We start from the raw sequence: 16,780 nt of genomic DNA, 5'->3' as shown, positions 1-16,780 counted from the left end.
CTGCACGGGCAGCTGCACCTAAAATCAAGGCCACCATGATAGACCTTACCCACCTGCGCAAAGACCTCGACGCCGTCGTTGCCCGCTTGCAAACCCGCAAAAACCCGCAACCCTTCCTCGATGTAGAGGCCTTTGGCGCGCTCGAGCATGAGCGCAAAGCCTTGCAGGTGCAGACCGAAGATCTGCAGGCGCAGCGCAACAGCCGCTCCAAACAGATCGGCGTGCTCAAGGGCCAGGGCCAGCACGCCGAGGCCGAGGCGGCAATGGCCGAAGTGGCCCAGATCAAGGCAGCGCTGGAGCGCTCGGCCGCGCGGCTGGAGCAGATTCAGTCCGAGTTGCAAGACATGCTGCTGGCGCTGCCCAACTTGCCGCAGCCCGAGGTGCCGCTGGGCGCCGACGAAAGCGCCAACGTGGAGCTGCGCCGCTGGGCTCCGCCGCGCTCAGGTGGGCCGGCCGCGCCAGGGCAGGGCGTGACCGCAGTGGCTGGGGATGCGGCGGCTGGTGATGCGGGCGGCTACGGCGCCAACCCCAGCCCGCTGGGTTTCGCGCCGCGCGACCATGTCGAACTGGGCGAGCCTTTGGGGCTCGATTTCGAGGCCGCCGCCAAGCTCAGCGGCTCGCGTTTTGTGGTGCTCAAGGGGCGGCTGGCGCGGCTGCACCGGGCGCTGGCGCAGTTCATGCTCGACGTGCAGACCGAGCGCCACGGCTACACCGAGTGCTACACGCCCTACGTGGTCAACGCCGCCACGCTGCACGGCACCGGCCAGTTGCCCAAGTTCGAGGCCGACCTCTTTGCCGTCAAAAAAGGTGGGGTCGAGGGCGAGGACGAAGGCGCGCTCTACCTCATCCCCACGAGCGAGGTCACGCTCACCAACCTGGTGCGCGAGCGCATCGTGCCCGAGGCAGAGTTGCCGCTCAAATACACCGCCCACACCCCGTGTTTCCGCTCCGAAGCCGGCAGCGCCGGGCGCGACACGCGCGGCCTGATCCGCCAACACCAGTTCGACAAAGTGGAGATGGTGCAGATCGTGCACCCCGAGCGCAGCCAAGAGGCGCTGCACGAAATGACGCAGCACGCCGAAACCATCCTGCAACTGCTCGAACTGCCCTACCGCGTGGTGCTGCTGTGCAGCGGCGACATGGGTTTTGGCGCAGCGCGCACGCACGACCTCGAAGTCTGGTTGCCGGCGCAAGCCACCTACCGCGAAATCAGCTCGGTGAGCAACTGCGAAGCCTTCCAAGCCCGGCGCCTGCAAGCGCGCTTCAAAAACGCTCAAGGCAAAAACGAGTGGCTGCACACCCTCAACGGCTCTGGTCTGGCGGTGGGCCGCACGCTGGTGGCGGTGCTCGAAAACCACCAGCGCGCCGACGGCCGCATCGGCATCCCGGCGGCGCTGCGGCCCTACATGGGCGGGGCCGACACGCTCTGATCACCCCCGCGCCCAGGCGCTGGCCCGATGGCGGGCGGCGCCGGGCGCTTTTGGCGCCAGCCGGCTTTAGCGTAAGCCCGCCCCGGCGGCAGCGAAGTCGCGCTGGATCAACTCGATTTTATAGCCGTCGGGGTCGGTCACGAAGGCGATCACGGTGCTGCCGCCCAGCACCGGGCCGGCTTCGCGCGTGACGCGGCCGCCGGCGGCTTTGATGCGCTCGCAGGCCGCGTAGGCGTCGGGCACGCCGATGGCGATGTGGCCGTAGGCGCTGCCATGCTCGTACTGCGTCACGCCCCAGTTGTAGGTGAGCTCGATTTCGGCTTGGCCGGGGTTGCCGCCCTCAAAGCCCAAAAACGCCAGCGAGTAGCGGTGCTCTGGGTTTTCGGAGCGGCGCAGCAGCGCCATGCCCAGCACTTGGGTGTAAAAGGCGATCGAGCGCTCCAGATCGCCGACGCGCAGCATGGTGTGCAAAATGCGCATGAGTCAGTCCTTATTTGATGCGGCCAAAACGGGTGCGCAGCGGGTCGATGCCGCCTTGGCCACCACCACCGCCGCCACCACCAGCGCCGCTGCGTGAGCGGTTGCCGCCACCGCCGCCGCGCTGGCCCAGCGCGTCGATGCCGGTGCGCAGCGGGTCGGGCTGGCGCGCCGGGCCGCCGGGGCCGCCGGTCGGGCCCGCGCTGCCGGTACCGCGGTTGCGCGCCGGGCCTTGGCCTGCGCCTTGGCGTGGCCCGCTGCCGGGGGCTTGGCTGCGGGGGCCGGAGGAGGGGCCGAAGCCGCCGCCGCCTCCGCCGCCATTGGGGCGCGGGTTGCGGCGCCGCCCGGCGGCGTTGGCCGGCCGCGCTGGGGCCAAGGGGTCGGCGTGGCGCGGTGGTGGGGCGTCGTCATCGTAGTCGTCGTCGCGGACCACGGGCGCGGCCGCTGCGCGCTGCGGTGCGGGCCGCGCCGGGTGGGCGCCGGCGCGCGGATGCGCGGGCTTGGCATTGCGCCCGCTCCCGCCTTTGCTGTCGCGTACGCGGTCGGTCATTTCTTTGCGCGCTGCGCGGCCGGCGGCGGCCATCACTTCGCGGCCGGGCGGTTTGCCGGCCCCGCCCCACAGGGTTTGGCGCCCCATGGCGATGGGTTCGGCTTTTTCGTCGGCTTCGGGCATGAACTCGGGGAAGGCCTGCACCGCGATCTGCTGTTTGGTGAACTTCTCGATCGCCATCATGAAGCCTTCTTCGTCCAGGCTCACCAGGCTCACGGCGGCGCCCTCGGCACCGGCGCGCCCGGTGCGGCCGATGCGGTGCACGTAGTCTTCGCACACATTGGGGATGTCGTAGTTGACCACGTGCGGCAAGTCGTCGATGTCGATGCCGCGCGCCGCGATGTCGGTGGCCACCAGGGCGCGGATGCTGCCGCTCTTGAAGTCGGCCAGCGCCTGGGTGCGCGCGCTCTGGCTCTTGTTGCCGTGCAGCGCCATGGCGCCGATGCCGTGGGCATTGAGGTAGTCGGCCACGTTGTTGGCGCCAAACTTGGTGCGTGTGAACACCAGCACCTGGCTCCAGTCGTGCTCTTTGATGATGTGCGCCAGCAACGCCTTCTTTTTGCCGCGCCCCACCGGGTGGATGGTCTGCACGATGCGCTGCACCGTGGTGTTGGGCGGCGTGACCTGAATGTGCTGGGGGTTGCGCAGCAAGCCGTTGGCCAGTTCGCGGATTTCGTCGCTGAAGGTGGCCGAAAACAGCAGGCTTTGTTTTGCCGCTGGCAGCAGGCGCAGGATTTTTTTCACATCGTGGATGAAGCCCATGTCGAGCATGCGGTCGGCTTCGTCGAGCACTAGGATTTCCACTTTGGACAGATCCAAGCGCCCCTGATCCACCAAATCGAGCAGCCGCCCTGGGGTGGCGACCAACACATCGACACCGCGGGCCAGCTTGTCGATCTGCGGGTTCATGCCCACGCCGCCAAAAATCACGGTCGATTTCAGGTGCAGGTGCTTGCCATAGACGCGCACCGATTCTTCCACCTGCGCCGCGAGCTCGCGCGTGGGGGTGAGCACCAGGGCGCGGATGGGGCGCGACTGGCCGCGCTTGGGGGGGGCATCATGGGGAGCTTGGGCCGCTTGGCCTTCGCTGCCCTTGGGGCCGCCGTGCAGGCGCTGCAGCAGCGGCAGCGTGAAGGCGGCGGTTTTGCCGGTGCCGGTCTGGGCGCCGGCGAGCAAATCGTGTCCGGCCAGCACCAGCGGTATGGCTTGCGCCTGCACCGGAGTGGGTTGGGTGTAGCCTTGCTCGCGCACGGCGTCCAGCAGTGCCGGGACCAGGTTCAGTTCATCAAAAGTCATGGGTCTAGTTGGCGCCCATAGGCGGGCGCATCGGGGGTATCTGCCACTCCCTGCGCCGCGTGGGGCAAGGGCAATCATGGGCAGATGGGAGCAAAATCGGGTTGGGCTGAATGGATTCGTGCCCGTGGCCTCAAGGGCAGCGGAGCGCAAACCTACACAAACCAGCCCCAGCATGGCGCTGCAGCGGCACCGAATGCGGGTGCACGCTGCCCCGATTGTGGCACAAAGCGGCGCAAACTGGCTTGGGCAGCGCATAATCGACGCAAAGCTGCACCTTGGGGTGTGGCGTATCTTGCACTTCTCTAATTTTTGCACTGCCCATGGCCCAATACGTTTTCTCCATGAACCGCGTCTGCAAGACGGTGCCGCCCAAGCGCCAAATCTTGAAAGACATCTCGCTCAGCTTCTTTCCCGGCGCCAAGATCGGCGTGCTGGGCCTCAACGGCTCGGGCAAATCGACCCTGCTCAAGATCATGGCCGGGGTGGACAAAGAGATCGAAGGCGAGGCCGTGCCCATGCCCGGCATCCGTATCGGCTACCTGCCGCAAGAGCCACAGATCAACCCCGAGCAAAGCGTGCGCGAGGCGGTGCAAGAGGGCATCGGCGGCGCGCTGGCGGCCAAGGCGCGCCTCGAGGAGGTCTATGCCGCCTACGCCGAACCCGACGCCGACTTTGACGCCCTGGCCGCCGAGCAAGCCGAGCTCGAGGCCATCATCTCGGCTTCGGGTTCCGAAAATTCCGAGCTGCAGCTCGAGCTGGCGGCCGACGCGCTCAATCTGCCGCCTTGGGAGGCGCTGATCAAAAACCTCTCGGGCGGTGAAAAACGCCGCGTGGCGCTGTGCCGCCTGTTGCTCAGCCGCCCCGATATGCTGCTGCTCGACGAACCCACCAACCACTTGGACGCCGAAAGCGTGCACTGGCTTGAGCAGTTTCTGAAGCGTTTTTCCGGCACGGTGGTGGCCATCACCCACGATCGCTACTTCCTCGACAACGCCGCCGAGTGGATTTTGGAGCTCGACCGCGGCCACGGCATCCCCTACAAAGGCAACTACACCGACTGGCTGGAGCAGAAAGAGCGCCGCCTCGAGAGCGAGCAAAAGAGCGAAGACGCGCGCATGCGCGCCATGAAAGAAGAGCTCAAGTGGGTGCGCGCCAACGCCAAGGGGCGCCAAGCCAAGAGCAAGGCGCGGCTGGCGCGCTTCGAAGAGCTGTCGGACGTGGACTACCAGCGCCGCAACGAGACCAACGAGATCTTCATCCCCGTGGCCGAACGCCTGGGCGCGCAAGTGATCGAGTTTCACGGCGTGAGCAAATCCTTTGGCGACCGGCTGCTGATCGACAAACTGAGTTTTGCCGTGCCGGCGGGGGCCATCGTCGGCATCATTGGCCCCAACGGCGCCGGCAAATCGACCCTGTTTCGCATGATCCAAGGCAAGGAGCAGCCCGACAGCGGCTCGATCGTCATCGGCAAGACCGCGCAGCTGGCTTTTGTGGACCAAAGCCGCGAATCGCTGGCCGGCGACAAAACGGTGTGGGAGGATGTCTCGGGCGGACTCGACAACATCACCGTGGGCAAGTTCGTCATGCCCAGCCGGGCTTACTTGGGGCGCTTCAACTTCAAGGGCAACGACCAGCAAAAACTGGTCAAAAACCTCTCGGGCGGCGAACGCGGCCGGCTGCACCTAGCCAAAACGCTGGCGCTGGGCGGCAACGTGCTCATGCTCGACGAGCCTTCCAACGACCTCGACGTCGAAACCCTGCGCGCGCTCGAAGAGGCGTTGCTCGAGTTCGCCGGCAGCGCCATGGTCATCAGCCACGACCGCTGGTTTCTGGATCGCATCTGCACCCACATCCTGGCCTACGAGGGCGACAGCCAGTGGGTGTTTTTCGACGGCAACTTCACCGAGTATGAAGCCGACAAGCAACGCCGCCTGGGCGAGGAGGGCGCGCGGCCCAAGCGCGTGCGCTTCAAGTCGCTGGCCTAAGCGCTGCGGGCATGTCTTATTTCCGACAAATTTGTTAATAACAGTCTTGCGCTTAATGTGCCATTAGTGGCAGAATGTGCCCATGAATTACACAAACAACTCTGTTGACATGTCGTCCAGCGCCTACTACACCACGCTGGAGGTGGCCAAAATGCTCGGGATGGCCGTGCGTTCGGTGCAGCTGATGGTCGATCGGGGCGATCTCCAGGCCTGGAAGACCCCTGGCGGGCACCGGCGCATCACGCGCGATTCGCTCGAGCGCTGGATCAAGGGCAGCCGTGCCGGTGTCACGGGTGTGGCGGCCATGCACGGTGGCGCATCGCTGCGCCCCAGCGGACGGCGCCGCCACACGGTGCACGTGCCGCGTATTTTGCTGATCGAAGATTCGGCGCATTTTCAAGGCTTGGTCTCGATGCTGGTCAAGCAGCGCTTCCCGGCCATCGAATTGCACGTGTCTGCCGACGCCATTGCCGGTTTGGTCTCCTTCGGTCACCTGCAGCCCGACCTGATCATTGTCGATATTTTGCTGCCGGGCATGGACGGCGCCACGCTCATCACCGGGTTGCGCAACCACGCCCTGTTTGGCAACTGCAAGCTGGTCGTGCTCACGGCGCTCGACGCTCAGCAGCGCGAACCCTACGCCGCCGCCTTGGACGGTGTGGACGTGGTGCACAAGCCGCGTCTGGTGCAAGAACTGCCGCCCCTGATCGAGGCGGCGCTGGGCCATTTGCTGGCCAATAAAGACGCCGCCGAAGAGCCAGCGCCTGCGGCTAACGGCGGTGCGTTGGCTCTAGCCCCTAGCGAACCACCTCCCGTCAAAGCCAAAGCCAGCAAAGCCAGATCCAGCAAGCCCAAGGCCAAGGCCGCTGGCAAATCTGGTCAGCAGCCCGCGGGCTAAAGGGATTCTGGTGGAGCAAGTGCCCCCCAAGCCGTGTTCGTTGTCGGCTTTACCGGAGGGCAGCGAGGTACTGCGCTTGCCTCGGTGCGAGCAGGTGGCCTTGCAGAGCCTGTTCGACAACGACAGCGACCTGTATTTGGCCTTTCGTGACGCTTGCATCGAGCAGTTTGTGCACGATTTCCAGCTCGCTGCCGCTTTGTTGGCGGCGCAGCAGGACCGAGCCGCGTTCAGTCGTTTGGCGCACAGCCTCAAGGGCGTGCTCAACACTTTGGGCCATACCGAAATCAGCCCTTTGGCGCACGCCTTGCAACTCGAGGCCGCGCGCGCCGACTGGACCGAATTGCAGCGCCTCTGGTTGGAGCTGCGCGCACGCATGGTCGCGGCTTTTGGGCTCGATGCGCTTGCGTGAGCTCGCGGTGGGTGTCAAGCCAAAAATCAACCCAAAAATTCGGCCCACTCGTCGGGCAGCAGCCACAGCAGGGCCGAGATAAAGGTTAAGTAGCGCAAAAACATGCCCAACCCCATGTAAAACACGCAGGGCCAAAAAGGCAGCCGCAACCAGCCGGCCACCGCGCACAGCGGGTCGCCGATGCCCGGCAACCAACTCACCAAGCAGGCCTTGGGGCCAAAACGGCGCAGCCACTCGAGCGCCTTGACGTGGGTGGCCGAGCCGCGCGCCTTGTCCACCGCCGAATGGGCACCGTAGCCCACCAGCCAGTTGGTGATGGCGCCCAAGGTGTTGCCGGCCGTGGCCACCAGCATCACCGGCCAATAGAGCTCGGGGTTAAGCTTGATCACGCCCAGCACCACCGGCACCGAACCCAATGGCAGCAAAGTGGCCGACAGATAGGCGACCACAAACACCGTCGTCAGGCCAAATTGTGGCAGACGCAAGGCATCCAAGATCGACCACAGCACAGCTTCCATCGTGGGGCCAGTATAAGGGTGACGCGGCGGGCGCGGCAGGCGGCGCTGGGTTGCCACCGACCAACTTGGGTTGTGGGGTCTGGCTTTATGGAGGCGGGTTGGCAGCGAAGGCTTCAAGCGGGTCAAGCGGGCAAGGGTCAAGCGGGCAGAGTGCGCCGGGTACAATAGACTGCTCAATTTATTGGCAGCCGCTGCACCGTGCGCGCCCCTCGAGGTGGCGCTGCCGGGTGGCTATTTTTGCGGTTTTATTAATGCGCATCGGCCCTTACACGCTCGACAACACCCTGTTCGTCGCCCCCATGGCCGGGGTCACGGATCGGCCCTTTCGCACCCTGTGCAAGCAACTGGGGGCGGGCTATGCGGTGAGCGAGATGATCAGCGCCCGGCCCGAGCTGCGCGACAGCCTCAAAACCCTGCGCCGCCTCGACCATGTGGGTGAGCCCGGCCCGATCGCGGTGCAGATTGCCGGCACCGAACCAGCGCAGATGGCCGATGCGGCGCGCAGCAACATCGACCGCGGCGCCCAGATCATCGATATCAACATGGGTTGCCCGGCCAAAAAGGTGTGCAACCAGTGGGCCGGATCGGCCCTGATGCAAGACCCGCCGCGCGCGCTGGCGATCATCGAGGCGGTGGTGGCGGCCTGCCTGCCGCACGGCGTGCCGGTGACGCTCAAAATGCGCACCGGCTGGTGCGAGGCCGAAAAAAACGCGCTGCAACTGGCGCGCGCTGCCGAGGCCGCTGGGGTGCAGATGGTCGTGCTGCACGGGCGCACGCGCGCGCAGGGCTACAAGGGCCAGGCCGAGCACCACACTGCGGCAGCGGTGAAGGCGGCGCTGCGCATCCCGGTGGTGGCCAACGGCGACATCGACAGCCCCGAGCAGGCGCGCGCGGTGATGGCGGCCACCGGCTGTGACGCGATCATGATCGGCCGCGCCGCCCAAGGCCGGCCGTGGTTGTTTCGCGAGATCGCGCACTATTTGGCCACTGGCGCGCATCTGCCGGAACCGGACGCAGCCGAACTGAGCCGGCTGCTGCGCGCGCACCTGCTCGAGCACTACCAGCTTTATGGCGAGCACAGCGGCGTGCGCAGCGCACGCAAGCACCTGGGCTGGTACGCGCGCTCCCTCGCCGATTCGGCGCTGCAGCTGGCCGAGTTCAGGCAGGCCGTGAACCGCGCTGAAACCGCCGCGCAACAGCTGCGCTGCGTGCAGGCGTGGTTTGAGTGCGCCTCTGAGCGCACCGCCGAGCCCACCCCCGACCCTCAATGGAGGCTGGCCGCATGAGCCCCCCAACCGCCCAAAACTTGCCTGACAGTGTGCGCGCCAACATCGACGCCTATTTCAAAGATCTGGGTGCCAGCGAGCCGGCCAATATGCACGACATGCTGCTGCGCACGGTCGAAAAACCGCTGCTCGAGGTGGTGCTGGCGCGCGCCGGCGGCAACCAATCCCGCGCCGCACAATGGCTGGGCCTGAACCGCAACACCTTGCGCAAAAAGCTGCAGGAACACGGCTTGCTCGATTTTTGATTTTTGTTTTAAGTGAATGTTGCCCATGAAAGCCCTGCTCTCGGTCTCTGACAAATCCGGCCTACTCGACCTCGCGCGCGGCCTGCACGCGCTGGGCGTGCAGCTCATCTCAACCGGCGGCACAGCGCGCCTGCTGGCCCAAGACGGCCTGCCCGTGACCGAGGTGGCCGAGCTCACCGGCTTCCCCGAAATGCTCGATGGCCGCGTGAAAACCCTGCACCCCACGGTGCACGGCGGCTTGCTGGCGCGGCGCGAGCGGCCCGAGCACATGGCGGCGCTGCAAGCGCAGGGCATCGGCACCATCGACATTTTGGTGGTCAACCTCTACCCCTTCGAGGCCACGGTGGCACAAGCTGGCTGCACGCTCGATGAGGCGATTGAAAACATCGATATCGGCGGCCCGGCGATGGTGCGCTCGGCGGCCAAAAACTGGCGCGATGTGGCCGTGCTCACCGACGCCAGTCAGTACCCGTTGTTGCTGTCCGAGCTGCAAGACGGGGGCTTGAGCGAGCGCACCCGCTTGCAATTGGCGGTGGCGGCTTTTAACCGCATCAGCCATTATGATGGCGCCATCAGCGATTATCTGTCGGCTCTGGACTTGTCAGCCGGCGTACCGTCGGGTGCTGCGGTGCCGCCACGCTTGCTTTTTCCTGGTCAGAGCAATGGCCGCTTCGTCAAGCTGCAAGATTTGCGCTACGGCGAAAACCCGCACCAGCAGGCCGCTTACTACCGCGACCTCGATCCAGCCCCGGGCTCGCTGGTCACGGGCACGCAGTTGCAGGGCAAAGAGCTGTCGTACAACAACCTGGCCGACGCCGATGCGGCTTGGGAATGCGTCAAAAGTTTCGACGTGCCAGCCTGCGTCATCGTCAAGCACGCCAATCCCTGTGGCGTGGCGGTGGGTGCGAGCGCGCAGCAGGCCTACGAAAAGGCCTTCCAGACCGACCCGACCAGCGCCTTTGGCGGCATCATCGCCTTCAACCGGGTGCTCGACGGCGCCGCGGCGCAGGCGGTGTCCAAGCAGTTCGTCGAGGTGCTGATCGCCCCCGACTTCACGCCCGAGGCGCTGGCGGTGTTCAAGTCCAAGGCCAATGTGCGCCTGCTCAAGATCGCCCTGCCAGCGCTGGCGCAGACCGATGCCAGCGACTGGGCGCGCGGGCGCAACGCCATCGACATCAAGCGCGTGGGTTCGGGCCTGCTGCTGCAGACGGCCGATAACTTCGAGCTGCAGCGCAGCGACCTAAAAACCGTGACGGCGCTGCAGCCCACGCCGACGCAGCTCGACGACCTGCTGTTTGCTTGGAAAGTGGCCAAGTACGTGAAGTCCAACGCGATCGTGTTTTGCCGCGACGGCATGACGTTGGGGGTGGGGGCAGGGCAGATGAGCCGCCTGGATTCGGCGCGCATTGCGGGCGTCAAGGCGGCGCATGCGGGTTTGTCTTTGCAGGGCTCGGTGGTGGCCAGCGATGCCTTTTTCCCGTTCCGCGACGGGCTCGATGCCGTGGCCGAGGCCGGTGCGCGCTGCATCATCCAGCCCGGTGGCTCCATGCGCGACCAAGAGGTGATCGACGCCGCCAACGAGCGCGGCCTAGCGATGGTGTTTACCGGGGTGCGCCACTTCCGGCATTGACGTAGGCTGGGGGCTAGGGCTAAACCCCCAAGCCTCTTGGTGCAACCGCGAGCAAGCCGGCAACCAAGTCACCCGCTCGCGGAGTTAAACGCCTGCTTTTTTCAGAGCTTTGAATGCCGCAAAAAATGCTGTAAATGATTGTATTTTGGCGGAAGCGGTGAGATTCGAACTCACGAACGGTTGCCCGTTGCCGGTTTTCAAGACCGGTGCAATAGACCACTCTGCCACGCTTCCAGTTACCAACCACAACGATTTGAATTCAACCGCAAGGCCTGTTCAGTCCTTAGAAACACCCTCAATTGTAAGGTGTCGAACAAACAATACTTGAGATTTGTACTGTGGCAGAACCATCCGCACGAAGCATGCGCGCGAGCGCCACGGCTGCCTTATTGCTTGGTGTTTTGCAGGGCCATGCGCTGCGCCGTGACCTCACGGTAGCGCTGCATCTGCGCGGCGTCGGTTGCGGCGTGGGCGATGAACTCGGTTTCGAGCTGCTTGAGCCGCTCGATGTGCAACATACGCAGCAGTTCACGCAGTTCGCTGCGCAGGTCGCCGGATTCGGCCTCATCGCTGGGGTCGGGGCGTTCAAGCGCCACGTCGGTGCGGGCAGCAGCAGGCGGCTCGAGCGCCATGCCGCCGGTGTGCAAATCCAGCGCCAGCGCCTCGAAAGGCTGGCGGCGCAGCCCTTCGCGCAGCGCCGCCCAAGGCTGCGGACCGTGCTCCAGCCACTGGGCTTCGAGCCAAGCAAACAGCGCGCCATGCGGTGCCGGCTGCTGGGCCAGCAACTGGTGGTCGTCGGCACTGAGCCAATCCCAAGCCTGCGGACTGGCCAACACGATGCGCGCCACCCGGTCGGCGCGCCCAAGCAAGCCGCGTGGGGTGCGCCGCAGCAAACCTTGAGTGCGCCCGCCCGCCCCAGGCCAGCGCAATGAGTCTCGCGCACCCGCCGGGGGTGGGGCGGCCGAAAAGGCCGCTTGGTGTGATGGGCGTTCTGCGAAGCCATCCTCGAGCGCATCGGCTGCCGCCTCGGTGGCCGCCCCCGCGGCTGGGCTGTGCGGCTGACTTAGGTGGGTTGTGGTGCCCGCACTGGCGCGGCGCGCACGGGGTGCCTGCGCGGTTTTGGATTGCCGGGTCTGGGGCTGGCCGAACTTGGGCTGCCAGAGCGCGAGCAGATCGCGTCCGTCTAGGGCCACCCGGTCGGACAGCTCGAGCAGCATCTGGTGCTTGAAGGCACCCTCGGGCAGCGCCTGCCACAGCGGTGCGGCTTGGCTGGCCAGGCGCGCCCGGCCTTCGGGGGTATCGAGGTCGCAGCCCTCGGCAGCGGCGTCGAGCAAAAAGCGGCTCAAGGGGGTGGCCTGCGCCAGTGCCTGCTCAAAGGCTGGGGCACCCTGGGCACGGACGTAGCTGTCGGGGTCGTGCTCGGGCGGCAGGAACAGAAATTTGACGCTGCGCGTGTCGCTGGCCCAGGGCAGGGCGGCCTGCAGGGCCTTGCGCGCGGCACGGCGGCCGGCGCTGTCGCCGTCGAAAGCAAACACCACCGTGTCGCTGAAGCGAAACAGCAGCCGCACCTGCTCGGGTGTGCAGGCGGTGCCCAGCGTGGCCACGGCGTAGCCCAAGCCGTGCTGGGCCAGCGCCACCACATCCATGTAGCCTTCGGTGACCAGCACGCAGCCGGCTTGGCGGATAGCGCTGCGCGCCTCGAACAAGCCATAGAGCTCGCGTCCCTTGGAAAACAGCGGCGTTTCGGGCGAATTGAGGTATTTGGGCTCGCCCGCTCCCAGCACCCGGCCGCCAAAGCCGATGCACTGGCCCTTGACGTTGCGGATCGGGAACATGATGCGATCGCGGAAGCGGTCGTAGCGCTTGCCGCTGTGCGTCGCGCCGGCCTCGGTTGCGGCCTGGGGGTCGGGTTCGGCATCGGTGGCGATCACCAGCCCGGCTTCGAGCAGCAGCGGGTTTTGGTAGTCGGGCAGCACGGTGGACAAAAAACGCCACTGCGCCGGGGCGTAGCCGATGCCGTAGGTTTTGGCAATCTGCCCGCTTAAGCCCCGGCGCTTGAGGTAGTCGATGGCGGCGGGCGCCAGCCGCAGCTGCTGCTGGTAGCCGTGCGCGGCTTTTTCCAGCAACTCGGACAAGCTGCTGCGCTGCTGGCGCTGCGCCGCTGCCTGGGCCCGCTGCTGGGGCGTTTCGTCGTCCATGGGCACGCTCAGGCCGGCTTGCTGCGCCAGGTCTTGCACCGCCTCGATGAAGCCGGCGCCGGTGTGCTCCATCAGAAAGCCGAGCGCGCTGCCGCTTTTGCCGCAGCCAAAGCAGTGGAAAAACTGCTTGCTCGGGCTGACTGTGAACGAGGGTGATTTTTCGTCGTGAAACGGGCAAAGGCCCAGATAATTGGCCCCGCCTTTTTTGAGCGCCACGTGGCGGCCCACGACTTCGACGATGTCAACGCGGGCCAGCAGCTCTTGCAAAAAGGCTTGTGGAATGCTCACGACGGGGCAGTCTTAAGCGCGCAGGACACGGTTTTTGCCGGCCCGTTTGGCGGCGTACATGGCTTGGTCGGCGCGTTCGATCGCTTGCTCAAAGTTTTCTTCGCTATGCATTTGGGTCACGCCAGCGCTGAAGGTGATGAGCAAGCGCTCGCTGCCGCTCATGAACAACTGGGTGGTGAGCTCGCGCTGCACCCGGCGCACCACTTCGACGGCGTCATCGGGATCGGTGTCGGGCAAAAGGATGACGAACTCCTCGCCGCCGTAGCGGGCCAGCGCGTCTTGGGGGCGCAGTGCGGTTTTGGCCACCGTAGCCAGGTGCTGCAGCGCCGCGTCGCCAGCCAAGTGGCCCCAGCTGTCGTTGAGGCGCTTGAAGTCGTCAAGGTCTAGCAGCGCCAGGCAAAGCCGGGTGCCGCTGCGCTGGGCGCGTGCGGTTTCGCGCTCCAGCGCCTCGGCCATGCCCTTGCGGTTGAGGGCGCCGGTGAGCAGGTCGTGGCTGGCTTGATCGCTCATGCGCTGCAGCTCGAGGCGCAGCTGCTCGACTTGGGCTTCGGCTTGGATCGCGCGCTCGCGCAAGCCCCCCAGATCGTCGCCAGTGCGCTGGCTGTCGAGCGCCAGGGTGCGCGCCGATTGGATCGCTTGCTGCAGCACGGGCGTGATTTCAGCCAAGCTGGTGGAGCGCTCGAGCTGGTGCGCAAAGTGCTCAAAGCGCTGCTGGTACTGCTGGCTGTTGGCGGCGGTTTCGGACAAACGCTGCATGAACACGGCCAAGGTTTCTTTCATGGCGTTTTGCGCCACGATCATCTGCTCCTTGGTATCGAGCTGCAAACGCGTGAGGTCTTTGAGGCGCGACTGCGCGTCCTCAAGCCGGCGGATCGACAAGGGCGGCTGAGCCACGTCGATCAGCGCGCCGAGCTGCTTTTGCAGCCACGGCTGCTCGAGGTTGACAACGCGCACGTTGTCGAGCACGCCGTGCAGCAGCTTGAGCAGCGTTTCACGGATGGCGGCCTGCTCTTCGGCCACAAACGAGAGCCTGAAGGCAAAATCGGCCATGAGCTTGCGCAACGAGGGCGGGTGCTGCTCGGGCAGGCGCAGGTAATTGATCAACTCATCGGCCAGTTCGACCACTTTGCGGTCGTCGTTGCCCACGGCCGGCAGGGCGTTGCCCACGATGCGCGCCATCTGCTCGAGCAGCTCGGGTGGGAAGCGTTCTTGCTCCTGCACCACGGGTGCCAGCGCCACCGGGGTAGGCGCCAGCGTTTCGGTGCTGGCGCTTTGGTTGCGCAGTTGCTGCGAGAGCACCCGCTCCAAGTCGTCCCAGCTGTGCATGGATACCGCCTTGCCAAACTGCGACTTGAAGCGCTGCTGGGCCGGGGTGGCCTCGGGCAGGGCCTGCGCGATCTGGCGCAGGTTTTCGAGCGGAAACGGCTTGAGCGGTCGCGTGCCTGCCACCTCATGGTAGAAGGTTTGAAAATTCTCGGGCGTGGGGGGCAGTTTGCGCGCCGTCAGGCGCTTGACCGCCTCGCGCGCGATTTCTTGGGGGGTGGAGGCCGTCATGGCTGGCAAGAGGGGAAGGCTAAGAGTTGGCCTATCTTAGCGCTCCCCGGCCCCACGATGGCGGCAGGGGCTTGACTCAATGCCCAAACCCGGCGGCCACGGGCGCGCAGTCGCCTTTTTAGCGTGGCGGCAGCCGGATCGCGCCGTCGAGGCGGATCACTTCGCCGTTGAGCATCTCGTTTTCGATGATGTGCTGAACCAGCCGCGCGTAATCCAGCGGCCGCCCCAAGCGCGAGGGGAAGGGCACGCTGGCGGCGAGCGCGTCTTGCAGCTCTTGCGGCATGCCAAAGAGCATCGGCGTGCCAAAGATGCCGGGGGCAATCGTCATGTTGCGGATGCCGCTGCGCGCCAGGTCGCGCGCGATCGGCAGCGTCATGCCCACGATGCCGCCCTTGGAGGCGGCGTAGGCGGCTTGGCCGATCTGGCCGTCGTAGGCGGCCACCGAGGCGGTGGAGATGAGCACGCCGCGCTCGCCGCTGGGCTCGGGCGCGTTGCGGCTCATGGCGGCAGCGGCCAGACGGATCATGTTGAAGCTGCCCAGCAGATTGACTTGCAGGGTTTGGGCAAACAGCGCCAGCTCGTGCGCGCCGTCTTTGCCCACGGTTTTGGCGGCTGGCGCTATGCCGGCGCAGTTGACCAAACCCGCCAAGGTGCCCAGCTCGCAAGCGCGCTGCACCACCGCCAGCCCGTCGGCCTCGCTGGAGACGTCGCAGCGCACAAACGCGCCGCCGATTTCTTGCGCCAGCGCCTGCCCGGCCTCTGCCTTAAGGTCGGCCAACAGCACCCGGCCGCCCAAGCTGGATAGGTGGCGCGCCGTGCCCTCACCCAGCCCCGAGGCCGCCCCGGTGACGATAAATACCTTGTCTGCGATCTGCATGGCTTGTGCTCCTAGTTGACGTGTGCGTCAATTATGGGATAAAAACCCAGCGAGAATCCCGGCTGGTAAACCCTTGCAACCCATGACCTCTCGCTTCACCGACACGCAGCCGCAGCCCCCACAGCCGCCAAAGCCCTCCATCGCAAACCCGTCGAACGCGGCGCTCCAGCCGGCCTGCAACGGCCTGACGCGGCGCGCGGCTGCGGCCGGGATGTTGCTCGCGCTCACCGGCTGCGGCACGCTGCGCATGGAGCAGCCGCCCACACCGGCCGCGGTGCCACCTGCCCCGGCCCCGCTGCGCCCGCCGCGCTTGGGGTTGGCGCTGGGGGGTGGAGCCGCGCGCGGCTTTGCGCACATCGGCGTGATTCAGGTGCTGGAACGCGAGGGCATCCGCCCGGCGCTGGTGGCGGGCACTTCGGCCGGTAGCTTGGTGGCGGTGCTCTACGCCAGCGGCATGAGCGGGCAGCAGCTCGAACAGGCCGCGCTCGAGATGGAAGAGGTGGTGTTCACCGACTGGACGCTGCCGCTCTTCAACCGCGGCCTGCTGCGCGGCGACGCGCTGGCGCGCTGGGTCAACCGCATGCTCAACAACCGGCAGCTGCAAGAGCTGACGCTGCCGGTGGGCGTGCTGGCCACCGATTTGGGCAACGGCGAAGGGGTGCTGTTCAGGCGCGGCGACAGCGGGCAGGCGGTGCGCGCCTCCAGCGCCGTGCCGGGGGTGTTCTCGCCCGTGCCCATCGCCGGGCGCAATTATGTAGATGGTGGGCTGGTGGCGCCGGTGCCGGTGCAGCAGGCGCGCGCCATGGGGGCCGAGCGCGTGCTGGCGGTGGATATTTCGAGCGGCTTGAGCGATGACTACGCCACCGACGCCGTGCGCGTGTTGCTGCGCACCTTCACCATCATGGGCCAGAGCATCAACCGGCTGGCCTTGGCCGGCGCCGACGTGGCGCTGCGGCCCGAGCTAGACGGCATCGGCAGCGCCGACTTTGCGGCGCGCCAACGCGCCATCGCCGCCGGCCGTGCGGCCATGGAACGCTATCTGCCGCAGTTGCGCCAGCAGCTTCTGCCGGTGTAGGCGTTGCTGCTGGTGGTGGCAGGGCAGGGCACAGAAGGGCGCGGCACGCAAAGCGAGAGCGCAG

The 16,780-nt window shown here is 66.2% G+C and carries 13 protein-coding genes, 1 tRNA gene and 1 pseudogene; 8 read left to right on the top strand and 7 right to left on the bottom strand.

The genetic code is table 11. The features are described from left to right. Positions 1 to 35 precede the first annotated feature (35 nt). Positions 36 to 1,430, top strand: coding sequence for a serine--tRNA ligase (gene serS / locus SMCB_RS04830; RefSeq protein ID WP_045535463.1), 1,395 nt, complete (start codon positions 36 to 38; stop codon positions 1,428 to 1,430). Between the two features lie 66 nt (positions 1,431 to 1,496). Here serS and gloA read toward each other — a convergent pair whose 3' ends face one another. Both gloA and SMCB_RS04820 read right to left on the bottom strand, forming a co-directional pair. Then, positions 1,497 to 1,910, bottom strand: coding sequence for a lactoylglutathione lyase (gene gloA / locus SMCB_RS04825; protein ID WP_045535462.1), 414 nt, complete (start codon positions 1,908 to 1,910; stop codon positions 1,497 to 1,499). 10 nt (positions 1,911 to 1,920) lie between these two features. Continuing rightward, positions 1,921 to 3,753, bottom strand: a complete 1,833-nt coding sequence (locus SMCB_RS04820; protein ID WP_045535461.1) for a DEAD/DEAH box helicase — start codon at positions 3,751 to 3,753, stop codon at positions 1,921 to 1,923. A gap of 320 nt (positions 3,754 to 4,073) precedes the next feature. On the opposite strand from SMCB_RS04820, the gene ettA reads away from it, so the two are divergent. The 3 genes and pseudogenes from ettA (at position 4,074) to SMCB_RS04805 (ending at position 7,045) form a co-directional block, all read left to right on the top strand. Continuing rightward, positions 4,074 to 5,738 carry an energy-dependent translational throttle protein EttA gene (gene ettA, locus SMCB_RS04815; protein WP_045535460.1) on the top strand — a complete coding sequence of 555 codons (1,665 nt, stop codon included), beginning with the start codon at positions 4,074 to 4,076 and terminating at the stop codon, positions 5,736 to 5,738. Between the two features lie 82 nt (positions 5,739 to 5,820). Then, positions 5,821 to 6,459, top strand: a pseudogene (locus tag SMCB_RS04810) (helix-turn-helix domain-containing protein); the annotation flags it as partial. Positions 6,460 to 6,676: 217 nt separating this feature from the next. Continuing rightward, positions 6,677 to 7,045, top strand: a complete 369-nt coding sequence (locus SMCB_RS04805) for an Hpt domain-containing protein (RefSeq protein ID WP_171820285.1) — start codon at positions 6,677 to 6,679, stop codon at positions 7,043 to 7,045. Between the two features lie 26 nt (positions 7,046 to 7,071). Here the strand turns inward: SMCB_RS04805 and SMCB_RS04800 are convergent, their stop codons facing one another. Further along, entirely contained in the window at positions 7,072 to 7,563 is a 492-nt protein-coding gene (locus SMCB_RS04800) for a YqaA family protein (RefSeq protein WP_045535457.1), read from the bottom strand. A gap of 251 nt (positions 7,564 to 7,814) precedes the next feature. On the opposite strand from SMCB_RS04800, the gene dusB reads away from it, so the two are divergent. From dusB to purH, 3 genes are read left to right on the top strand one after another with little or no spacing between them, the layout of a single operon-like run. After that, positions 7,815 to 8,849: a tRNA dihydrouridine synthase DusB gene (gene dusB / locus SMCB_RS04795; protein ID WP_045535456.1), complete on the top strand. Its 1,035-nt coding sequence runs from the start codon at positions 7,815 to 7,817 to the stop codon at positions 8,847 to 8,849. Next, positions 8,846 to 9,094, top strand: coding sequence for a helix-turn-helix domain-containing protein (locus SMCB_RS04790; protein WP_045535454.1), 249 nt, complete (start codon positions 8,846 to 8,848; stop codon positions 9,092 to 9,094). The genes dusB and SMCB_RS04790 overlap by 4 nt, the downstream gene beginning before the upstream one ends. 25 nt (positions 9,095 to 9,119) lie before the next feature. Continuing rightward, complete coding sequence (gene purH, locus SMCB_RS04785) at positions 9,120 to 10,724, top strand: bifunctional phosphoribosylaminoimidazolecarboxamide formyltransferase/IMP cyclohydrolase (protein ID WP_045537651.1); 1,605 nt, start codon at positions 9,120 to 9,122, stop codon at positions 10,722 to 10,724. Between the two features lie 146 nt (positions 10,725 to 10,870). Here purH and SMCB_RS04780 read toward each other — a convergent pair. The 4 genes from SMCB_RS04780 to SMCB_RS04765 all read right to left on the bottom strand — a co-directional run bounded on the left by SMCB_RS04780 (position 10,871) and on the right by SMCB_RS04765 (position 15,641). Continuing rightward, positions 10,871 to 10,958 (bottom strand) — tRNA-Ser (locus tag SMCB_RS04780). A 152-nt stretch (positions 10,959 to 11,110) separates the two neighbouring features. Next, positions 11,111 to 13,210, bottom strand: coding sequence for a DNA primase (gene dnaG, locus SMCB_RS04775; RefSeq protein ID WP_045535452.1), 2,100 nt, complete (start codon positions 13,208 to 13,210; stop codon positions 11,111 to 11,113). A gap of 12 nt (positions 13,211 to 13,222) precedes the next feature. Next, positions 13,223 to 14,764: a GGDEF domain-containing protein gene (locus tag SMCB_RS04770; protein ID WP_045535451.1), complete on the bottom strand. Its 1,542-nt coding sequence runs from the start codon at positions 14,762 to 14,764 to the stop codon at positions 13,223 to 13,225. A 118-nt stretch (positions 14,765 to 14,882) separates the two neighbouring features. Next, a complete protein-coding gene (locus SMCB_RS04765; protein WP_045535449.1) occupies positions 14,883 to 15,641 on the bottom strand; it encodes a 3-hydroxyacyl-CoA dehydrogenase in 759 nt (252 codons plus the stop codon). An 82-nt stretch (positions 15,642 to 15,723) separates the two neighbouring features. On the opposite strand from SMCB_RS04765, the gene SMCB_RS04760 reads away from it, so the two are divergent. Continuing rightward, positions 15,724 to 16,716 (top strand): patatin-like phospholipase family protein, encoded by a 993-nt coding sequence (locus tag SMCB_RS04760; protein WP_338056289.1) that lies wholly within the window; start codon positions 15,724 to 15,726, stop codon positions 16,714 to 16,716. Positions 16,717 to 16,780 lie beyond the last annotated feature (64 nt).

The organism is Serpentinimonas maccroryi (assembly GCF_000828915.1).
Taxonomy (GTDB): Bacteria; Pseudomonadota; Gammaproteobacteria; order Burkholderiales; family Burkholderiaceae_C; genus Serpentinimonas; species Serpentinimonas maccroryi.
Note: the sequence above shows the minus strand (reverse complement) of the source record. Positions and strands in the feature narration are given on the sequence as shown.